Genomic DNA, 20,008 nt, shown 5'->3' with positions numbered 1-20,008 from the left:
AAGCCTACTTCGCGGGCTTGAAGGTCGCGGCGAAGCCCTCGAAGAGGTGGTAGTCCTTCTTCCAGTGGCTGTTGAGGGTGTGCCAGTAAATGGCGTACGCCCTGCCGTTGTCGGTGATGAAGCCACGGTCGCGCACCCGCGTCTTGCCCGTGTCAGTGTTCCAGGTGAAGTCCCAGTCGGCGGCGGCCTTCATGTAGTCGACCTTCTTGATGCCGAGCTTCTTGTAGCCGCCGAAGTTGTTCTTGAGCGACGGCTCCTGCCTCTTCCAGTCCTTGTACGGGTCCTTGCCCGGCCTGGCCGCCTCCTCGATCATGAGGTAGGCGTTCGAGGCGGCGCCCGGGCCCTTGAACTTGACCTGCCGGCCGCCGCGGTCCCAGACGTCCCAGCCCTTGGGCAGCCCGATGGAGAAGCCGAGCTGCTTGTCCTTGTACATCTTCCAGCCGCTGGGCAGCGGGTCGGCCTCCTTGGTCTTGTCCGGCGTGGCCGCCGGCGTGGCCGTGGCCGTGGCCGACGGCGAGGCCGGCTGCGACTCGGTGCCCGACTTGGGGTCGGAGGCGGAGGCCGAGGGGTGAGCCTTGGAGGACTGCCTGGCCTGTGGCGGCCTGGAGGCCGGCTCCTCGGGGGCCGAGCTCAGCCCGAGGTAGCCGCCGATCCCGGCGACCAGCACGACCGCCGCGGCGGCCGCGGCGATCAGCCCGTACTTGCGCCCCTCCTGCCGGGAGGCCACCGTGGGCCGGCCCGTGGGCGCGCCGTCCTCGGGCGAGGGCGTGAGCCGCCGGCCGGTCTCGACCGGCGGCGGCGTCGCGGCGGCCCTGGATCGCGGCCTGGGGGCGGGGTTGGGCAGGTCGGGGTCGGTCGGGGTGTCGTCCTCGTCCTCGACGGGCGCGGGCACGCGCAGCTTCTGCCTGGGGAAACGCCTGGTCTCCGGCGGGCTCGCCGCCGCGATGGCCTCGCGCAGCAGCCGCGCGGTCTCCTCGTACGACAGGCGCTGCACCGGCTCCTTGACCAGCAGCCCGCTGATCACGTCGGTCAGCGGGCCCGCGTGCGGCGCGGGGTCGGGCTCGTCGGTCAGGACGGCGTGCATCGTGGCCAGCGCCATGCCGCGCTCGTGCGGCGAGCGGCCCTCGACGGCCGTGTAGAGCGTCGCGCCGAGCGACCACAGGTCGGACTCGCGGCGCGCGGGCAGGCCCTTGAGCCGCTCGGGCGCGATGAACGCCGGGGTGCCGGCCAGGCCGGTCACCGTGAGCTGCGTCTCGGTCTCCAGCGTGGCGATGCCGAAGTCGGTGAGCACGACCCGGCCGTCGTCGGCCAGCAACACGTTCTCGGGCTTCACGTCGCGGTGGAGCACGCCGGACTCGTGCGCGCGGTGCAGCGCGTCGAGCACGGCCACGCCGATCTCGGCCACCCGCTTGGGCGGCAGCGGCCCCTCCTGCTTGATCACCGCCCCGAGGGAGCGTGACTGCACGAGCTGCATGACGATCCAGGGCCGGCCGTCCTCCTCGATCACGTCGTGGACGACGATCACGTTGGGGTGCTCGAACCTGGCCGCGGCCCGCGCCTCGCGCATCGTACGCCGGTTGAGCAGCTGCACCTCGTCGCCCAGGGCAGCGGCGTAGCGGACCTCCTTGACCGCGACCGTGCGGTCGAGGAGCTCGTCGTGGGCACGCCAGACGATTCCCATGCCGCCCTTGCCGATGGGCTCCTGGAGCTGGTACCGGCCGGCGATGCGGCGTCCGTCCTGCTTGCGATCCGACATCAACGGCCTCAAACCCTCCCTCTCGGCCAAGAAATACTCCCATAGCGAGGGATCATCGGCGACTCGCCGGAAGGTCAGTCCGCGATGTGAGAAGGAACGTCCAGCAGGTGGAGGGGCGGTGTAAGGTTCAGACATGACTTGTCGCTACACGTTTATCGAGCCGGCTCCGGGAGGGCCGGTCGTCAGCTAGCGACCACCTGGAGTCGGCACAAGGCAGAGACGCCCCGTCTCTGCCTTTTTGGTTTTCCTGCCGGCTTCGCGGGGCCGGCCCGAGCGGGGAGTCGAGATGACATCGACCTTGGAACGGCACATGGTGACGATCGGCGGGCAGCGTGTGGGTGACGGCCCGGCCGTGGTGATCGGCGGGCGGGTGAGCCTGCGCCCTCATCGGGGGCAGGCGGACGCGCGTGAGGTGCTGCGGGAGCGGGCCACGCTGGCCGAGCCGTACTCGGCGGCGGACCTGCCGGCGATCGCGGCGCTCGCCGACGCCGTGGTGGTGGGCGCGTCGTGGACGCGGGACATCCCGCTGGTGCGCGCCGCGGCCGGGCTCGGCCTGCCGGTGGTGGTGGAACGGCGGCCGTCGGCCTCGGTGGAGGAGTGGGTGGAGCTGGCGGGCTACTGCGCGGCCGAGGGCAACGACCAGGTGGTCCTGTGCGAGGGCGGCCGGCTGGACCTCGGGGTGCTGCGGGCCGCGCGGGCGGTGTCGGGGCGCCCGGTGCTGGCCGACGTCTCGCGTGACCCGGGGTTGTCGGCGGCGGCGGTGGCGGCGGGCGCGGACGGTCTCGTCGTCGCCGGGCCCTCGCGTACCTTGCACCAGGAAGGCGATGCGGCCGGCCAGGCGGGCGCGGGTGCTGTCGGGGTGGCGGACCTGCGGGCGGCCGAGGAGGCCGTGACGCTGGTCGGGGCGCTGCTGCGGCCCGAGGCGCCCGGCACGCTGGCCGAGTGCAGGGAGGCGATCGACCGGGTGGACGCCGCGCTGGCCACCCTCCTGGAGCGCCGGGCCGCCCTGGCGGGCGTCGTGCAGCGGCTCAAGCCCGTCGGCGGGTTCGCCGGACGGGACCTGGCACGGGAGCGGGCGCTGGTGGCCAGGATGGCGACGCGGGCGCCGCAGCTCGGGGAGGAGCGGCTGGCGGCCGTCATGAACGCCGTCATCGAGGCGGGCCTCCACCTGTCGGAGGAACGCGCCCGCCCCTGACCCGGTCCGCCCCCTGGCCCGCCCGGGAGCCGGTCAGGGGGCGGCCGTCTGGAAGTTGTGCAGGGGCCGGCCGGGGCCGGCGGCGATCTGGCGGTTGATCAGCTCGGCGAAGCGGCGGTAGCCGTCGCCGGTCGGGTGGTAGCTGCGGGCGTTGACGGTGAGGGCGTCCACGTCCAGGGCCAGGCTGTTGAGGTACGGCTGCGCGGTGCCGGCCTCGTGGCCGGTGAACGCCTCGTAGGCATCCACGTACTCCACGCTCCCGGGGGCGCCGAGCCCGGCCAGGCCGCGGTCGTACTGGGCCGTCACGGCGCCGACCGTGTCGTTGAGCTTGCGGGTCACCGTGTTCAGCCATCGCTGGTCGGCCACGCCCAGATTGTCGACGGCCTGGGACGGCGAGGCGGGGAACGGCCTGGGATAGCCGAGGACGATCACCCGGGCCCGCGGCGCGCGGGCGCGCAGCTCGCCGAGCACCTTGAACAGGCTGGGCCGCAGCTCGTCGATGCGCTGGGCGACCTCGGCGTCCTGGTCGACGCAGGCCGACGACCACGGCAGCTTGACGATGCAGCCCGTGAGGACGTCGGTGAACCCGGCGTCGTTGCCGCCGATGCTCAAGGTGATCAAGCTGGCCGAGGGGTCGACGCGGGTGATCTGGGGTTGCTGGCCGTACTGGCCGGACAGGAGCTGGCGGGTGGTGGCGCCGCTGCAGGCGTAGAAGGCGTTGCCGCCGCTGAAGTCGTGGGCGCCGGCCACCAGCGGGACGTAGGAGCCGCGGGCGCGGTGGCAGCGGTCGGCGCCGCCGTTGACCGGGCTGCCGTCCTGCTCGTAGACACCCTCGCCGGAGGAGTAGGAGTCGCCGAGTGCGACGTACGTGCCGCTCAGCGCGACCTGGACGGGCGTCAGCCGGGTCAGCCGCGGCAGGCGGCCGCGCGGCTCCTGGAGCGGGTCCGTGGCGCAGCCGGGGGAGAGCACGGCGCAGGCGAGCTTCGGGTAGACGCCCAGCGGCACGCCCAGCAGCGCGAGCGCGGCCCCCAGGGCGGCGGCCACCGCCACCACCCGCACGACCCCCCACCGCTTCACGGCGGGCGCCTCGGGAGACGGGGGCGCCGTCTCAGGGGGCGCCGTCTCAAGGGGCGCGGGATCCAGTGTGTCGTCCAGCTTGTCCAGTGTGGCCTCCCCCGAGCGGCGACTCCTGCCCGGACGAGACTAACCCGCCTCCTGCGTGGCCGGCCGCGGCCGACGGCGGCGGCGTACGGCCATCCAGCCGAGCGAGATGGCCGCGGCCAGGGCCGGGCTCAGGAAGAACGCCACCTGCTGATCGCGGTCGGCGAACGGCATCAGCAGGACGACCAGCGCCAGGAACCCGAGCGTCAGCCAGTTGGTGTACGGCGACCCCGGCATCGGGAACGACGACCGGTGCCCCGTCCCGCGCAACCGCATCTGGCAGTACACCAGCACCCCCCAGGTGCTGATCACCCCCAGCGAGGCGACGGCGGTGGCGATGTTGAAGGCGCGCTCGGGCAGGTAGTAGAACAGCGCCACGCCGCCCAGGAACATGGCCGCGGTGAACACGATCCCGCCGATCGGCACGTGACGGGAGCTCAGCGCGGCGGCGAAGGCGGGCGCCTCCCGCTTGGTGGCCATCGAACGCAGGATGCGGCCGGTGGCGTACAGGCCGGAGTTGCAGGACGAGAGCGCGGCCGTGATCACGACGAGGTTCATGGCGTCGGCCGCCCACGGCACCCCCAGACCGGCGAAGAACGTGACGAACGGCGAGGTGCCCGCGCTGTAGGCCGTCCACGGCAGGACCATCGCCAGCAGCAGCACCGAGCCCACGTAGAAGACCGCGATGCGCCAGATCACGCCGTTGATCGCCCGCGGCATGACCTCGTGGGGCCGGGCGGTCTCGCCGGCGGTGATGCCGACCAGCTCGATCGAGGCGTAGGCGAACACCACCGACTGCAGGCTCATCAGCACCAGCGGGAAGCCCGTGGGGAGGAAGCCGCCGTGCGCGACCAGGTTGGAAGGCCCCGCGTCGCCGACGGCGAACACCACCAGCACCAGCGCGACCACCAGGAAGATCACGATGGCCACCACCTTCAGCATCGCGAACCAGAACTCCAGCTCGCCGAACAGGCGGACCGACAGCAGGTTGACCACCAGCACGAACCCCAGCGCGAGCAGCGCCGTCAGCCACTGGGGGAAGCCGGGGGCCCAGTAATGGATGTACGCGGCGATGGCGGTCAGCTCGGCGATGCCGGTGAAGGCCCAGTTGACCCAGTACATCCAGCCGCTGGCGAAGGCCGCCCAGGGGCCGATGAACTCACCGGCGTACTCGACGAAGGAGCCCGAGGCGGGACGGTAGAGCACGAGCTCCCCGAGCGCTCGCATGACGAAGAAGGCGGCCAGCCCGGCGGCGGCGTAGGAGAGCACGAGCGCGGGCCCGGTGGCGGCCAGCCGGCCGCCCGCGCCGAGGAACAGGCCCACCCCGATCGCGCCGCCGATCGCGATCATCTGGATCTGGCGGTTGCCCAGCGCGTGGCTGTATCCCTCGTCGGACTGCGTGCGCACCCGGTGTCTCCTTCATTACTTTGCGTGAGGGAGACGATATCGAGGCCGGTGGCCACGCCGCTTCCGGCGCGCCGGTCGGGCGGGGCGCGCGAGGCGGCTCCGGGATGTCGGTCCGGCCCACTAGAGTCGGAGCGCACCATCGCATCCAGGCCCGGGGAGGCGCCGCTCCATGCCGTCCAGCGACTCGTTCGTCCATCTGCATGTGCACACCGAATACTCCATGCTCGACGGGGCCGCGCGGCTCAAGCAGATGTTCAAACAGGTCGGCGACCTGGGCATGCCCGCCATCGCGATCACCGACCACGGCAACATGCACGGCGCGTACGACTTCTACCGCCAGGCCACGGCCGCCGACATCAAGCCGATCATCGGCATCGAGGCCTACGTCGCGCCGGAGTTGCGGCACAACAAGAAGCCGGTGTTGTGGGGCGAGCCCCACCAGAAGAAGGACGACGTCTCGGCGGGTGGCTACTACACCCACATGACGATCTGGGCGCGCAACAAGACCGGCCTGCACAACCTCATGAAGCTCAGCTCGCGCGCCTACACCGAGGGCTTCGTGCGCAAGTGGGCGCGCATGGACGCCGAGATCCTGGCCGAGCACTCCGACGGCCTGATGGCCACCACCGGCTGCCCGTCGGGCGAGGTGCAGACGCGGCTGCGGCTCGGCCAGTACGACGAGGCGCTCAAGGCCGCCGCGAAATATCAGGACATCTTCGGCAAGGACAACTTCTTCCTGGAGATCATGGACCACGGGCTCGACATCGAGCGCCGGGTCCGCGACGGCCTGACCCGCATCAGCGCCGACCTCGACATCCCGCCGCTGGTCACCAACGACTCCCACTACACCTACGAGTCCGACGCCTCCTCCCACGACGCCCTCCTGTGCATCCAGACGGGCAAGCAGCTCTCCGACCCCGACCGCTTCCGCTTCGACGGCTCCGGCTACTACATCAAGACCGCCGACGAGATGCGCGCGGTCGACTCCTCCGACCTGTGGGCCGAGGGTTGCCGCAACACGCTCCTGGTGGCCGAGAAGGTCGACCCGGCGGGGTTCTTCGAGTTCAAGAACCTCATGCCCACCTACCCCATCCCCGACGGCATGACGGAGAGCGAGTTCTTCCGCGCCACCGTGTGGGAGGGCATGGACCGCCGCTGGCCCGGGGGCTACGACGCCGAGCACAAGAAGCAGGCCGACTACGAGATCGGCATCATCGAGCAGATGGGCTTCCCGAGCTACTTCCTCGTGGTCGCCGACTTCATCATGTGGGCCAAGCAGAACGGCATCCCGGTCGGCCCGGGCCGTGGCTCGGCGGCCGGCTCGCTGGTGGCGTACGCGATGGGCATCACCGACCTCGACCCGCTCCCGCACGGCCTGATCTTCGAGCGCTTCCTCAACCCCGACCGCGTCTCCATGCCCGACGTCGACATCGACTTCGACGAGCGCAGGCGCGGCGACGTCATCCGCTACGTGACCGAGAAGTGGGGCGCCGACAAGGTCGCCATGATCGCCACGTTCGGCACCATCAAGGCGAAGGCCGCCATCAAGGACGCCGGTCGCGTCCTGGGCTATCCCTACGCGCTGGGCGACAAGGTGTCCAAGGCGTTCCCGCCGGCCGTGATGGGCAAGGACATCCCGCTGTCGGGCATCTTCGACAAGGACCACCCGCGCTACAACGAGGCCGGCGAGCTGCGCAAGCTCTACGAGGAAGACGTCGACGTCAAGTCGACGATGGACCTCGGCAAGGGCCTGGAGGGCCTGATCAGGCAGACCGGCGTGCACGCCGCCGGCGTGATCATGTCCCGCGAGGTGATCACCGACCACATCCCGATCATGCGCCGCGACTCCGACGGCGCGATCATCACGCAGTTCGACTACCCGACCTGCGAGACGCTCGGCCTGCTGAAGATGGACTTCCTGGGCCTGCGCAACCTGACGATCATCGACGACTGCCTGAAGATGATCCAGTCCACGATCGGTGAGCAGATCGACCTGCTGAAGCTGCCGCTCGACGACCGCAAGACGTACGAGCTGCTGGGCAGGGGCGACACTCTGGGCGTGTTCCAGCTCGACGGCGGCGGCATGCGCTCGCTGCTGCGGCTGATGAGGCCCGACAACTTCGAGGACATCTCGGCCGTCGGCGCCCTCTACCGTCCCGGCCCGATGGGCGCCAACTCCCACACCAACTACGCCCTGCGCAAGAACGGCCAGCAGGAGATCACCCCGATCCATCCCGAGTTCAAGGAGTCGCTGGCCGACATCCTCGACACGACCTACGGCCTGATCGTCTATCAGGAGCAGGTCATGGCCATCGCGCAGAAGGTCGCCGGGTTCTCGCTCGGCAAGGCCGACCTGCTGCGCCGTGCGATGGGCAAGAAGAAGAAGTCCGAGCTGGACAAACAGTTCGAGTCCTTCGAAGGGGGCATGAAGGACAACGGCTACTCGGCCGATGCCGTCAAGACCCTGTGGGACATCCTGCTGCCCTTCTCCGACTACGCCTTCAACAAGGCCCACTCGGCGGCCTACGGCCTGATCTCCTACTGGACGGCCTACCTCAAGGCCAACTATCCGGCCGCGTACATGGCGGCGCTGTTGTCGAGCGTGAAGGACGACAAGGACAAGTCGGCCCTCTACCTCAACGAATGCCGCCGCATGGGCATCAAGGTGTTCCCGCCGGACGTCAACGACTCCGACTTCGACTTCACCCCGCGCGGCACCGACATCCGCTTCGGCCTGTCGGCGGTGCGCAACGTCGGCGGCAACGTCGTCGACGGCATCATCTCGGCGCGCAAGTCCAAGGGCCGCTTCGCCGACTTCAAGGAGTTCCTGCGCAAGGTGCCCGCGATCGTGTGCAACAAGCGCGTGATCGAGTCGCTGGTCAAGGCCGGGGCCTTCGACGCGCTCGGTCACGTGCGCAAGGGCCTGGTCATGGTGCACGAGCAGGCCGTCGACGCCATCATCGACATCAAGAAGAACGAGGCCATCGGCCAGGACTCCCTGTTCGGCGCGATCGACGGCGGCGAGGACCAGACCTTCGACGTGCAGATCCCGGTGGGGGAGTGGGACAAGAACACACTGCTGCAGTTCGAACGCGAGATGCTCGGCCTCTACGTCTCCGACCATCCGCTGTTCGGCGTGGAGCACATCCTGGCCGCGGGGGCCGACTGCTCGATCGCCGCCGTCCAGGACGAGAGCCGGGCCGACGGGCACGTGGTGACGGTGGGCGGCATCCTGAGCGGGGTGCAGCGCAAGGTCACCAAGAAGGGTGACACGTGGGTGCTCACCCAGCTCGAGGACCTCGAAGGCGCGATCGAGGTGATGATCTTCCCGTCGTCGTACCAGCTGTGCTCGACGATCCTGGCCGAGGACGCGATCGTCTTCGTCAAGGGGCGCATCGACAAGCGTGAGGACGTCGCCAAGATCATCGCGATGGAGGTGACCGCACCCGACCTGACCCAGGAGGCGGGCGGGCCGCTGCTGGTGAGCCTGCCGCTGACCCGGTGCACGCCGCCGGTGGTCGGGCGGCTGAAGGAGATCCTCACCACGCATCCGGGCACGTCCGAGGTGCACCTCCAGGTGCACAACGGGCCCAGGACGACGGTCATGCGGGTCGACGACCGGCTGCGCGTCACGCCGTCGCCGGCGCTGATGGGCGACCTCAAACAACTCCTCGGCCCCGCCTGCCTCGGCGCCTGACCCCGCGGCCCACACCCCGCCGCCCCCGAGCCCGGTTGTTGGGGGGTGACAAGGGAGGTGGGGCGGGTGGGGTGATGTTGCCGTCGTCAGGCGGGCACGGCTGGGGCAGGATCGCAGGGTGAGCGAACTGCACTATCTGACCGCGACGGAGATGGCCCACCTCGTCAGGACCGGGCAGCTGAGCGCCGTGGAGCTGCTCCAGGCCCACCTCGACCGGATCGAGCAGGTCAACCCCGAGGTGAACGCCATTGTGACCCTGGTGGCCGAACGGGCGCTGGAGGCGGCGGCACGGGCCGACGCCGCCGAGCCCGTGGGGCCGCTGCACGGCGTCCCGGTCGCCCACAAGGACCTGGTGGACACCGCGGGCATCCGCACCACGTACGGCTCCCCGCTGTTCGCCGCGAACGTCCCGGGGCAGGACGACCTGATCGTCCGCCGGCTGCGCGCCGCCGGGGCGATCACGATCGGCAAGACGAACACCCCCGAGTTCGGCACCGGCTCGCACACCGTCAACCAGGTCTTCGGCGCCACCAGGAACCCCTACGACCTCGGCAGGTCCGCCGGCGGCAGCAGCGGCGGGGCCGCGGCGGCCCTGGCCACCGGCATGGTCCCGCTGGCCGACGGCTCCGACATGGGCGGCTCGCTGCGCAACCCCGCCTCCTTCTGCAACGTGGTGGGCCTGCGTCCCACGCCGGGCCGCGTCCCCGACCCGAGCGACACGGCCGCCTGGTACACGCTGGCCGTGCCGGGGCCGATGGCGCGGACGGTCGACGACCTCACGCTGATGCTCGGGGCCGTCGCCGGGTTCGACGCGCGGTCGCCGTTCGCGATCAAGGAGGTGTTCGCGCCCGAGCCCGAGCAGGGGGTGCGCGGGATGCGGGTGGCCTGGAGCCCCGACCTGGGCGGGCTGCCGGTGGACCCGCGTACGGCCGCGGTGACCGCGACGGCGCCGGCCGTGTTCGAGCAGCTCGGGGCGCACGTGGAGGAGGTCGCGCTGGACCTGTCCGACGCCGAGGACGCCTTCCGGATCTACCGGGCCTGGTACTACGCCCTGTCCTTCGGCGACCTGACCGGCCTCGGCCCCAACACGAGCTGGAACGTCGAGCAGGGCCGCCTGGTCTCCGGCGCCGACCTGGCCCGCGCCGAACGGCTGCGCAGCGGCCTCTACCAGCGGATGGCCGACTTCTTCGACACCTACGACGTGCTGATCGCGCCGGTCAGCCAGGTGCCGCCGTTCCCGGTCGATCAGCCGCACGTGAGCGAGATCAACGGTGAGCGCCTGCCGGACTACCTGGCCTGGATGCGCTCGGCGTACTGGATCAGCGTGCTGCACGCGCCGGCGGCGTCGGTGCCGGCGGGATTCACGCCCGAGGGGCTGCCGGTCGGGGTGCAGATCGTCGGGCGGCCGTTCGCCGACGCCCGGGTGCTGCGCGTGGCCCGCGCGTTCGAGCAGGCCACCGGCCACGGCCTGCGCCGCCCGCCGCTGTGGGGCTAGTGCTCGATCCCGTACGGCTGCCGCAGCGGCGACTCCCGGTAGCCGTGCATGCCTTCGAGCAGCCCGAACAGGCCGACCGCGAGCAGCGGCCAGGCCACCAGCACGCCCTGCGCGGTCAGCTTCAGCGCCCCGGGGACGATCCGCACCCCGGGCTCCGCGGCGGCCTCCACCACGACCGCCCCGATCGTGAACGTGGACCCGGCCCACAACGTCAGGAAGCTCCCCGCCACCCCGCCCGCGCACAGCCCGAGCAGCACCGCCAGCATCCACCGCCGCCCGGCGAACCACGCCAGGCCGCCGCAGAGCAGCCCCAGCGCGCCCGTGATCACCGCGAACCACCCGTCGGCCGCGATCAGCGCCTGCGTGGTGAGATCGGCCAGCACCGGCCCGCGCTCGGTCAGCTGGTACGGCGCCCGCGGCGAGATCGCGGACCAGCTCAGCCCGGCGGCGACCCCGAGTGTGGCGAGTATGAGGACAGTTACCGCAAAAGCGCGTACTTCCCTCGTCACGCCACTCCCCCTCACAACTGCATCCGAACCAGCTTGATGGTATCTCCCGGTTAGGCTCACTTCGTGATTGCAGAAGAGGTCTGGCTGATCGAGCCTTCCGGCCCCCTCCGCGGGGACGTCGTCGTACGGGGCTCCAAGAACGGTGTGTCCAAGCACATGGTCGCGGCCATGCTCGGTGACGGGGAGAGCATCATCGGCAACGCCCCCGAGGTGGGCGAGGTGGGCATCACCGCGGCGATGCTGGAGGCGCTCGGCATCCACGTCGAGATCTCCGGCTCCGAGATCCGCATCGCGCGCGGCGCGGAGATCAGGCCACGGGTGCCCGACGCGTTCACCGGGCTCAACCGCATCCCCATCCTCATGCTCGGCCCGTTGCTGCACCTGGCGGGGGAGGCATTCGTCCCGCTGGTCGGCGGCGACCCGATCGGCCGGCGGCCGGTGAACTTCCACGTGGAGGCGCTGCGCGCGATGGGGGCCGAGGTGGAGGTGGGCGACGGCGGCATCTCCGCCAAGGCCAAACGGCTCAACGGGGCCCGGCTCGAACTGCCGTACCCGAGCGTGGGCGCCACGGAGACGATCCTCATGTCGGCGGTGCTGGCCGAGGGCAAGACCGTGCTGAAGAACGCGGCCATGGAGCCCGAGGTGGTCGAGCTGGCGCTGTTCCTGCAGCGGATGGGCGCCAGGATCGAGTTGTCGCCCGACCGCCGGATCGTCATCGAGGGCGTGGAGCACCTGCGCGGCGCCTCGACCTGGCTGACCGGCGACCGCATCGAGGCGTTCTCCTACCTGGCGGCCGGGCTGGTCACCGGGGGAGAGGTACGCGTGCACGGCTGCCCCCAGGACCGCCTGGTCACCGCCATCACCACGCTGGCCAGGATGGGCGCCGAGTTCGACATCAACGACGAGTACCTGTGCGCCACCGCGCCGCCCGAGGGCCTGCGCTCGGCGGCCGTGCAGACCGACACCCACCCCGGGTTCATGACCGACTGGCAGACGCCGCTCATGGTGTTGTTCACGCAGAGCCAGGGCATGTCGGTGCTGCACGAGACGGTCTTCGAGAACCGCCTGGTCTACGTGCCCGCGCTGCAGAAGATGGGCTGCGAGATCGAGGTGTTCGACCAGTGCCTGGGCGGGCCCGCCTGCCGCTACCACGACACCAACGCCCGCCACTCGGCCGTGGTGCGCGGGGTGTCCAAGCTCCGGGGCGCCGACGTGACGCTGCCCGACATCAGGGCCGGGTTCTCGGCCGTGCTGGCGGCGGCGGTGGCCGACGGGACGTCCACGCTGCGCGGGGTGCACCACATCGAGCGGGGATACCACAGGCCGTACGAGCAGTTCGCCTCGCTTGGTCTGAACATCCGTAGAGAACGGTAAAGAGCGAGGAAGCGGGCGTTTGCCGCTGATCTGCTGGTTGCAGATCATCTGCGTGACCGTACTCAGATCCATCGCCGGCCTCGCCATGGCGGGGGCGCTCGGCGGGGTGCTGGCGGCGGCACTGGCCGTACCGGTGGTGAGCGGTGCCGGGCTGGCCGGCAAGAGCGTCGTCGACACCTTCGTCGACCTGCCGCCCGCGCCGCGCGAGGAGCCCCTGGCACAGGTGACCAGGCTGCTGGACAAGGACGGCAGGCAGTTCGCCCAGTTCTACGAGGCCAACAGGACGGCCGTGCCGCTCGGGGCCGTCACGCCCGTGATGCGCAAGGCCATCGTGGCCATCGAGGACGCCCGCTTCTACGAGCACGGCGGCCTCGACGTCAGGGGCACGCTGCGGGCGCTGCTCACCAACACGCAGGCGGGCGGCATCCGGCAGGGCGGCTCGTCGCTGACGCAGCAGCTCGTCAAGAACATCCTCGTGGAGAGCGCGCGTACCGACGCCGAACGGGACCGGGCGCGCGCCCCCAACCTGGCCCGCAAGATCACCGAACTGCGGTACGCCCTGGCCCTGGAACGCAAGTACCGCAAGGACGAAATCCTCGAACGGTACCTGAACATCGCCTACTTCGGCGCGGGCGCCCACGGCGTGGAGGCGGCGGCCCGGCGCTTCTTCTCCACCACGGCCTCCAAGCTGACGCTGACGCAGGCGGCCACGTTGGCCGGGGCGGTGCGGATGCCGTACTCGACCGATCCTTCGCTCGGCAGGTCGCACCAGGCGCGGCTGAAGGAGCGGCGCGACCTCGTGCTGGACCGCATGGCCGGGCTCAAGCTGATCACGCAGGCCCAGGCGAGCGCCGCCAAGAGCAGCCCCCTCGCCCTGCGCCTGCGGCCCGAGCCCGGTGGCTGCGGGCAGAGCGCGTACCCCTACTACTGCCTGTACGTCCAGCACGAGCTGCTGTCGAACCCGGCGTTCGGCAACACCCCGGCCGAACGGCGGGCCAGGATGGCGAGGGGCGGCCTGGTGATCAGGACCGGCCTCGACCCGATCGCGCAGCGCGCCGCCGAGCGCGCCATCCAGCGGCACGTCGCGCCCGAGGACACCGAGGTCGCCGCCGAGGCCATGATCGAGCCGGCGACCGGCCGGATCAGGGCGATGGCGGCGAGCAAGCAGTTCGGCCGCAACCGCGGCAACAAGAAGAACGGCCCCAGAACCACCTTCAACCTCCCCGCCGACGTGGCGCACGGCGGTGGCCAGGGTTTCCAGGCCGGATCGACGTTCAAGGTGTTCACGCTGGCCACGGCGTTGCAGCAGGGCTGGCGGTTCGGCGACGGCTTCATGACGCCGGGGGAGCTGGTGCCCGCGCAGGGCTACCGCAACTGCGCCGGACGCCCGGTCAACGACCCCGAGACACGCATTCTCAACGCCAGCGGCGAGGGCTCGGGCGGGCCGCACAGCATCGAGACCGGCACCTGGAAGTCGGTGAACATCTTCTACATGATGCTGGAGCGCAAGGTCGGGCTCTGCGCCGTGGTCAAGACGGCCAAGGCGCTCGGCGCGGTGCGGGCCGACGGCGGGCCGCTGCGCGAGGTGCCGACGTTCACGCTGGGCGTCAACGAGATGGACCCGGTGACGGTCGCGGGGGCGTTCGCCACGTTCGCGGCGCGCGGCGTGCACTGCCGGCCGCTGGCCATCGTGGAGATCACCGACCGGAGCGGCCGGCGTACGCACGTGCCGCCCTCCTGCGAGCAGGTCTTGGAACGGCCCGTCGCCGACGCCGTCAACTACGTCCTGTCCGGGGTGTTCGACAAGGGCACCATGCAGGGGCAGAGCATCGGCCGCCCGGCCGCCGGCAAGACCGGCACCAACAACGGCTACACCTCGGCCTGGTTCGCCGGGTACACCCCGGACCTGGCGGCGGCCGTGAGCGTGGGGGACATCCGGGGCTCCTACCGCTACCCGCTGCAGGGCGTGCAGATCGGCGACCAGTACTACGGCGCGGTGCAGGGGGCGTCGCTGCCCGGCCCGATCTGGGTGCAGTCGATGGAGCAGGCGCTGACCAACACCGAGCCGAGGGGTTTCCCCGGACCGGACATGGGCCGCTTCGGCGGCGGGTTCACGCCGGGCCTGAAGGAGGCCGAGGCGGCGGAGGAGAAGAAGAAACGGCCCGGCGAGCGGGCCTTCTTCCGGCACCACCGGCGCCTGTTCGAGTGGCTGCTCGGGCAGCGCCCGCGCGACCCGGGGTTCCAGCGGGGTGGGCAGCGCCCGGCCGATCCGGGGTTCCGCAGGGGCGGGCAGCGCCGGCCCGACCCGGGGGTCCGCCGGCCCCGCCACCGCATGTGGTAGGCGGCCGGCGGGGTGCTCAGCCCGCCTTGCCGATGGGCGCGGTGACCGCGCGGGTGAGGGTGATCAGGTTGTCGGGGGCGGTCTCGATCTGGAGCCCGCGCCGGCCGGCCGAGAAGTAGATCGTCTCGAAGTCGAGCGCGGAGGAGTCGACCACGGTCGGAAGCTGCTTGCGCTGGCCGAGCGGGCTGATGCCGCCCACCACGTAGCCGGTCACCCGTTCGACCTTGGCGGCGTCGGCCATGGCGGCCCGCTTGCCGCCCAGCGCCGAGGCCAGGGCCTTGAGGTCGAGCTTGCCCGACACGGGCACGACCGCCACCGCGAGGCCGCTCTCGACCTCGGCCACCAGCGTCTTGAAGATCCTCTCGTACGGCACGCCCAGCGCGTCGGCCGCCTCCTCGCCGTAGGCCTGGGCGCTCGCGTCGTGCTCGTACGGGTGGAGCGTGAAGTCGGCCTTGGCCTTGGTCAGCGCCATGGTGGCCGGAGTGCCGCCGCCCTTGCCCTTGGATTTGCTCACGTTCCCGAGTGTAGCGAATCTACAATGTAAAGGCGCGGCCCGGGGTGTACCCCAGCGCGCGCCGGAACACGTCGATGAACGCGCTCGCCGAGGCCCAGCCGCAGCGATGGGCCACCACGGTCACCGGCAGGCCGTCGGCGAGCAGCAGCAGGGCGTGGTGCAGGCGGAGCTGGGTGCGCCACTGGGGGAAGCTCATGCCGAGCTCGCGGCGGCACAACCGGGCGAGCGTGCGCTCGCTGGTGCCGGTCCGGACGGCGAGCTGGGCCAGCGTACGCCCGTCGGCGGGCTCGTCGTGCAGGATCGCGCAGACGGCGGCCAGTCGCGCGTCCCTGGCGGTGGGCACGTGGAAGGGCTGCTCGGGGGCCCGCCTGAGCCGGTCGAACAGCACGGCGAGCAGCCGTTCGCGCTCGTCGCCGGTGGGGGCGTCGTCGTCGGTGCAGGCGACGATGAGCTCGCGCAGCAGCGGGCCGACGGCGAGCACGGCGGGCCGGTCGAGGATCAGCGGGTTGCCGGTGAGGCCGATCAGGCGCAGGTCGGTGCTGCCGTGGGCGCGGTGTTCGTGCACGGTGCCGGCGGGCACCCAGATCGCGCGGTTGGCGGGGGCGACCCAGGTGCCCGCTTCGGTGGTGACGGAGAGCATGCCGGCGCGGGCGTAGGCGATCTGGTGCGTGTCGTGCCGGTGGGCGTCGATGCCCGTGCCGGGCGCCAGGGGACGGCGGCCGGTCGGCGCCACCGGGGTGTGGCGGATGTTCGGCATAGATTGGCATTTTATCGGAAGCAGGCCAGATTCCGCCGGGAAATCATCGGGAGCGTGAACAGGATCTGGTCGCTGGCGGCGGGGCACGCGTGCGTGGACTTCTATCAGGGGGCGGTGCCGGCGCTGGTGCCGTTCCTGGTGGCCGGGCGGGGGTACGGCTATGTGGCGGTGTCGGGGATCGTACTGGCGGCCACGTTGTCGTCGTCGGTCGTGCAGCCGGTCTTCGGGGTGCTGACCGACCGGTGGCGGATGCCGTGGCTGATCCCGCTGGCCACGGTGGTGGCCGGGACGGGGGTGGCCCTCGCGGGGGTGACGGGCTCGTACGCGCTGACGTGGCTGGCGGCGGCGCTGTCGGGGCTGGGGGTGGCCGCCTACCATCCGGAGTCGGCGCGGCTGGCCAGGATCGCGAGCGAGGGCGGCCACGTGCCGATGAGCTGGTTCTCCCTGGGCGGGACGCTCGGGTTCGCCTCGGCGCCCGTACTGGTGACGCCGCTGCTGTCGGTGTGGGGGCTCGGGGGGGGGCCGCTGCTGGCGGCGCCGGCGGTGCTGGGCGCGGCGCTGACGCTGCCGGCGGTGCGCGTGCTGACCGGCGCGCGTGGCGGGTCGCGGGCGGTCGCGCGGGCCGGCGGCCGTGACGACTGGCCGGGGTTCGCCCGGCTGACGCTGGTGATCGTCTTCCGCTCGGTGGTGTACGTCGGCCTGAGCGCGTTCGTGGCCCTGTACGTCGGCGGCGGCGCGGCGGGCGCGGTGGCGCTGTTCGTGTTGTTCGCGGGCGGCGCGGCGGGCACGGTGCTGGGCGGCCGGCTGGCGGTGCGGTGGGGACGGGTGCCGGCGATGCGCGTGGCCTACGCGGCGGCCGTCCCCGCGGTGGCCGGGGTGGTGCTGGCGCCGGGCCCGCTGGTCTACCTCTTCGTGGCGGCCTCCTCCGTCGCCCTGTACGTCCCGTTCTCGCTGCACGTGACCCTGGGCCAGGACTTCCTGCCGAACCGCGTGGGCACGGCCGGCGGCGTCACCCTGGGGCTGGCGGTGAGCGTCGGCGGTTTGACCAGCCCGCTGGTGGGCGTGATGGCCGAGGCCACCACGCTGCGGACGGCGCTGGCCTGCCTGATCGCCTTCCCGGTGCTGGCCTGGCTGCTGGCGCGCACGCTGCGGGAACCGGCGCTGGAGCCCGCCTAACCGGCGGTGCGCAGGCGGACGACGGCGGAGTTGTCGCGCTGGGCGGGGTCCAGGCGGGTGGAGGTGACGTGCATGGCGACCGGCAGGGCGGCGCCGGCGTGGCGGCCGACGGCGAGCTTGGCGGTGAGGCGTACCGGCCGGCCGGGGTGGATGACGTCGATCGTGCACTCGGCCCGCCGGTCGCCGCGGCGGCAGGAAGCGCCGTTGACGGAGGTCAGGGAGGCGCCGGGCGGAAGTGTGACGGTGACGGGCACCTGGGCGGCGGCCATGAGCCCGTGCATGGTGACGGTCGCGGTCACGGTGGCGGTGCCGCCGCGGCGTACGGGCCCGTCGGGGCCGGTCGCGTCGAGGGACAGGGAGTCGTAGACGCCCTGGGGGTCGGCCTCGTGCACGATCGCGCCGTAGCCCTCCAGGTTGAGCGCGGTGGCGACGGAGTTGCCGTCGGGCTCGCCGTCCTCCTTGCCGGAGGACAACACGCCGACCAGGTCGCTGCTGCCGCGCACGACCCACGGCCCGCCGCTGTGGCCCTTGGCCAGATGGCAGTTGTACGTCTCCATCCGCCCGGTAGGCGCGTCCGTCCCGGCCAGGCGGGCGGCGAGCATGTCGGCTTCGGCGTCCTCCTCGCTGGCCTGCTGGGTACGTCCCAGGCACCACAGCTGGTCGCGGCCGTCGTAGGGGCGGCGGCCGAGTACGCCGGGGTAGCCGGCGGTCGAGATGGTGAAGCGGCCGCCCTCGTTGCGCAGCGGGGTGAAGGCGCCGACGGTGTCCTGGAGCGTCCGGTTCCGGCCGCCGACCTCGACGAGCGCGACGTCGTAGACGGAGTTCCAGTCGCCGCCGGTCCGCCCGGTGTAGGCGTCGGGCTTCCAGGCGCGCCGCCCGCCCCACCTGCCGTACGGTTCGCGCTGCCGCGCGGTGTCGGCGCGGCCGTCGTAGGCGGGGACGAAGGCGAAGTGGGTGTGCCAGCGGCCCTCCCCGGAGCCGTCGGGACTGCTGTAGACGCAGTGGGCGGCGGTGATCACGAGGAGCCGGCTGGCCGAGCGGACGACGGAGGCGGTGCAGGAGTCGTCGCGGCCGGAGCCGTTGACGAAGAACAGCCGTCCGGTGACGCGGCTGCTGTCGTCGGCGGTGTACGGCCGGCGTACCCGCGCGTAGCCGTTGGCGTCGCCTTCGGGGGTGAGCCGTTTGCCGCCCGGTACGCTGCGCCGTTCGGCGGCGGCCCCGCCCCCGGTTGCGCTGAGGGGCAGGTCGACGGCCTTGGCCTTGGCCTGTTTGCCGGGTGTCCAGTAGCGGGCGGAGCGGCCGGGGCGCATGAGCGGTGAGGACGCGGCGCCGGCGTTCTGGCTGGGGGTCCGGGCGTGGGCCTTGAGGGGCGGCGGTTCGGCGGCGGCGGGTGTGGTGGCGAGCGAGAGGGCGGCCAGCGCGGCCAGCGTGGTGACCAGAGTCTTCGACACGATGTCCCCTTGAACGGTCGCAAGCAATTCCGATCACTGTAAGTCACGAATTGATCGCTTAGAGTGCTGAAACGGGACGTGTCGCGCCTTCGGGGGGCGTGGGTGCGGCTGGGGCGCCTCCGGTCAGGAGGTCAGCCGACGGCGGCGTCGCCGGGGGAGCCTCCGGGGGGCAGGAACTCGGCGGTGCCGGCGTCGTGCGGCTCGCGGTCGGGGCGCAGGCCGCGCCAGGAGGGGTGGCGCAGGCGGTTGTCGCCGGTCACCTCGGCGTACTGGACCTCGCCGACCACCCGGGGCTCGACCCAGTGGGCGTGACGGGAGTGCTCGCGCGGCACGGGCTCGTCGAAGGGCGGGCCGGGGCGTTCCAGAGGGGCGAGGAGGTCGTGGAGGTCGCGCAGCATCTGCTGGGTGAAGCCGGTGCCGACGTGCCCGACGTAGAGCAGGCGGCCGTGCCGGTCGTAGGCGCCGAGCAGCAGCGAGCCGATCATGCCGGACCGCCGTCCGCCGCCGGGTTGCCAGCCGCCGATCACGACCTCGGCGGCGCTGACGTTCTTGATCTTGGTCCATTCGCCGCTGCGCCGCCCCGGCCGGTACGGGGACCCGAGCCGCTTGCACACGATCCCTTCGAGCCCGAGCTGCCGGGAGGAGTCGAAGGCGCGGTCGGCGTGGTCGGAGAACCAGACCGGCACCTCCCAGCGGAAGCCGGGCCGCAGGGTGTTCTCCAGCAGCTCGCGGCGTTCGCTGTAGGGGCGGCCGATCACGCTGTCGTCGTCGAGGTGCAGGATGTCGAAGGCCATGAACGTCACCGGCACGGCCCGGGTCAGCTCGGCCACGGAGGCGGGGTTGCGCTGGTGCATCCGGGGTTGCAGCGCGGCGAAGCTGGGCCGTCCGGTCTCGTCGAAGGCGACGATCTCGCCGTCGATCACGGCCGCCCGCCTGCCCGTCGAACCGGCCATGAGCTGCAGTTCGGGGTAGGCGGCGGTGATGTCCTTGTTGTTGCGGGACATCAGGCGCACCGACCCGCCTTCGACGTAGGCGAGGGCGCGGACGCCGTCCCACTTCATCTCCACGGCCCAGCCGGCGCCCTGAACGGAGGTCAGGGTGCCCAGCTGGGCCATCATCGGCGCGTAGGCCGGCAGCCGCACCATGGACCATGCCGTACCCCGGGCCTCTGATCG

General features: G+C 71.8%; 14 protein-coding genes. 6 read left to right on the top strand and 8 right to left on the bottom strand.

The window, feature by feature from the left end:
- Window positions 1-4 precede the first annotated feature (4 nt).
- Window positions 5-1,756 carry a serine/threonine-protein kinase gene (locus tag DMB42_RS03495; RefSeq protein ID WP_185844442.1) on the bottom strand — a complete coding sequence of 584 codons (1,752 nt, stop codon included), beginning with the start codon at window positions 1,754-1,756 and terminating at the stop codon, window positions 5-7.
- 286 nt (window positions 1,757-2,042) lie between these two features.
- Between DMB42_RS03495 and DMB42_RS55935 the strand changes: the two genes are divergently transcribed.
- A complete protein-coding gene (locus DMB42_RS55935; RefSeq protein WP_125630444.1) occupies window positions 2,043-2,951 on the top strand; it encodes a chorismate mutase in 909 nt (302 codons plus the stop codon).
- Window positions 2,952-2,984: 33 nt separating this feature from the next.
- On the opposite strand, the gene DMB42_RS03485 is transcribed toward DMB42_RS55935, so the two are convergent.
- Window positions 2,985-4,028 (bottom strand): SGNH/GDSL hydrolase family protein, encoded by a 1,044-nt coding sequence (locus tag DMB42_RS03485; protein ID WP_185844441.1) that lies wholly within the window; start codon window positions 4,026-4,028, stop codon window positions 2,985-2,987.
- Between the two features lie 126 nt (window positions 4,029-4,154).
- Window positions 4,155-5,519 (bottom strand): amino acid permease, encoded by a 1,365-nt coding sequence (locus DMB42_RS03480; protein ID WP_221761993.1) that lies wholly within the window; start codon window positions 5,517-5,519, stop codon window positions 4,155-4,157.
- Between the two features lie 169 nt (window positions 5,520-5,688).
- Between DMB42_RS03480 and dnaE the strand changes: the two genes are divergently transcribed.
- Together dnaE and DMB42_RS03470 are read left to right on the top strand one after the other, a co-directional pair.
- The gene (dnaE, locus tag DMB42_RS03475) at window positions 5,689-9,216 is read left to right on the top strand and encodes a DNA polymerase III subunit alpha (RefSeq protein ID WP_125630441.1); all 3,528 of its coding nucleotides are present in this window, start codon (window positions 5,689-5,691) and stop codon (window positions 9,214-9,216) included.
- Window positions 9,217-9,334: 118 nt separating this feature from the next.
- Complete coding sequence (locus tag DMB42_RS03470; protein ID WP_125630439.1) at window positions 9,335-10,711, top strand: amidase; 1,377 nt, start codon at window positions 9,335-9,337, stop codon at window positions 10,709-10,711.
- Here the strand turns inward: DMB42_RS03470 and DMB42_RS03465 are convergent.
- Window positions 10,708-11,220 (bottom strand): hypothetical protein, encoded by a 513-nt coding sequence (locus DMB42_RS03465; protein WP_125630437.1) that lies wholly within the window; start codon window positions 11,218-11,220, stop codon window positions 10,708-10,710. The genes DMB42_RS03470 and DMB42_RS03465 overlap by 4 nt on opposite strands.
- A 63-nt stretch (window positions 11,221-11,283) precedes the next feature.
- Here DMB42_RS03465 and murA point away from each other — a divergent pair, with 63 nt between their 5' ends.
- Both murA and DMB42_RS03455 read left to right on the top strand, forming a co-directional pair.
- Entirely contained in the window at window positions 11,284-12,594 is a 1,311-nt protein-coding gene (gene murA, locus DMB42_RS03460; protein ID WP_260477455.1) for a UDP-N-acetylglucosamine 1-carboxyvinyltransferase, read from the top strand.
- 19 nt (window positions 12,595-12,613) lie between these two features.
- Window positions 12,614-14,935 carry a transglycosylase domain-containing protein gene (locus DMB42_RS03455; protein ID WP_260477454.1) on the top strand — a complete coding sequence of 774 codons (2,322 nt, stop codon included), beginning with the start codon at window positions 12,614-12,616 and terminating at the stop codon, window positions 14,933-14,935.
- A gap of 16 nt (window positions 14,936-14,951) precedes the next feature.
- On the opposite strand, the gene ybaK is transcribed toward DMB42_RS03455, so the two are convergent.
- Both ybaK and DMB42_RS03445 read right to left on the bottom strand, forming a co-directional pair.
- Window positions 14,952-15,407, bottom strand: coding sequence for a Cys-tRNA(Pro) deacylase (gene ybaK, locus DMB42_RS03450; protein WP_125631198.1), 456 nt, complete (start codon window positions 15,405-15,407; stop codon window positions 14,952-14,954).
- A gap of 61 nt (window positions 15,408-15,468) precedes the next feature.
- Window positions 15,469-16,206: a helix-turn-helix transcriptional regulator gene (locus DMB42_RS03445; RefSeq protein ID WP_125630435.1), complete on the bottom strand. Its 738-nt coding sequence runs from the start codon at window positions 16,204-16,206 to the stop codon at window positions 15,469-15,471.
- 54 nt (window positions 16,207-16,260) lie between these two features.
- Between DMB42_RS03445 and DMB42_RS03440 the strand changes: the two genes are divergently transcribed.
- Window positions 16,261-17,382: an MFS transporter gene (locus tag DMB42_RS03440; protein ID WP_260477453.1), complete on the top strand. Its 1,122-nt coding sequence runs from the start codon at window positions 16,261-16,263 to the stop codon at window positions 17,380-17,382.
- Here the strand turns inward: DMB42_RS03440 and DMB42_RS03435 are convergent.
- Window positions 17,379-18,833, bottom strand: coding sequence for a serine protease (locus tag DMB42_RS03435; RefSeq protein WP_125630433.1), 1,455 nt, complete (start codon window positions 18,831-18,833; stop codon window positions 17,379-17,381). The genes DMB42_RS03440 and DMB42_RS03435 overlap by 4 nt on opposite strands.
- A gap of 131 nt (window positions 18,834-18,964) precedes the next feature.
- Complete coding sequence (gene ligD / locus DMB42_RS03430) at window positions 18,965-19,978, bottom strand: non-homologous end-joining DNA ligase (RefSeq protein ID WP_125630432.1); 1,014 nt, start codon at window positions 19,976-19,978, stop codon at window positions 18,965-18,967.
- Window positions 19,979-20,008 lie beyond the last annotated feature (30 nt).

This window comes from Nonomuraea sp. WAC 01424, assembly GCF_003947315.1.
GTDB classification, from domain to species: domain Bacteria; phylum Actinomycetota; class Actinomycetes; order Streptosporangiales; family Streptosporangiaceae; genus Nonomuraea; species Nonomuraea spiralis.
The sequence above is the reverse complement of the archived record's forward strand: the minus strand, read 5'-3'. Positions and strand labels throughout refer to the sequence as shown.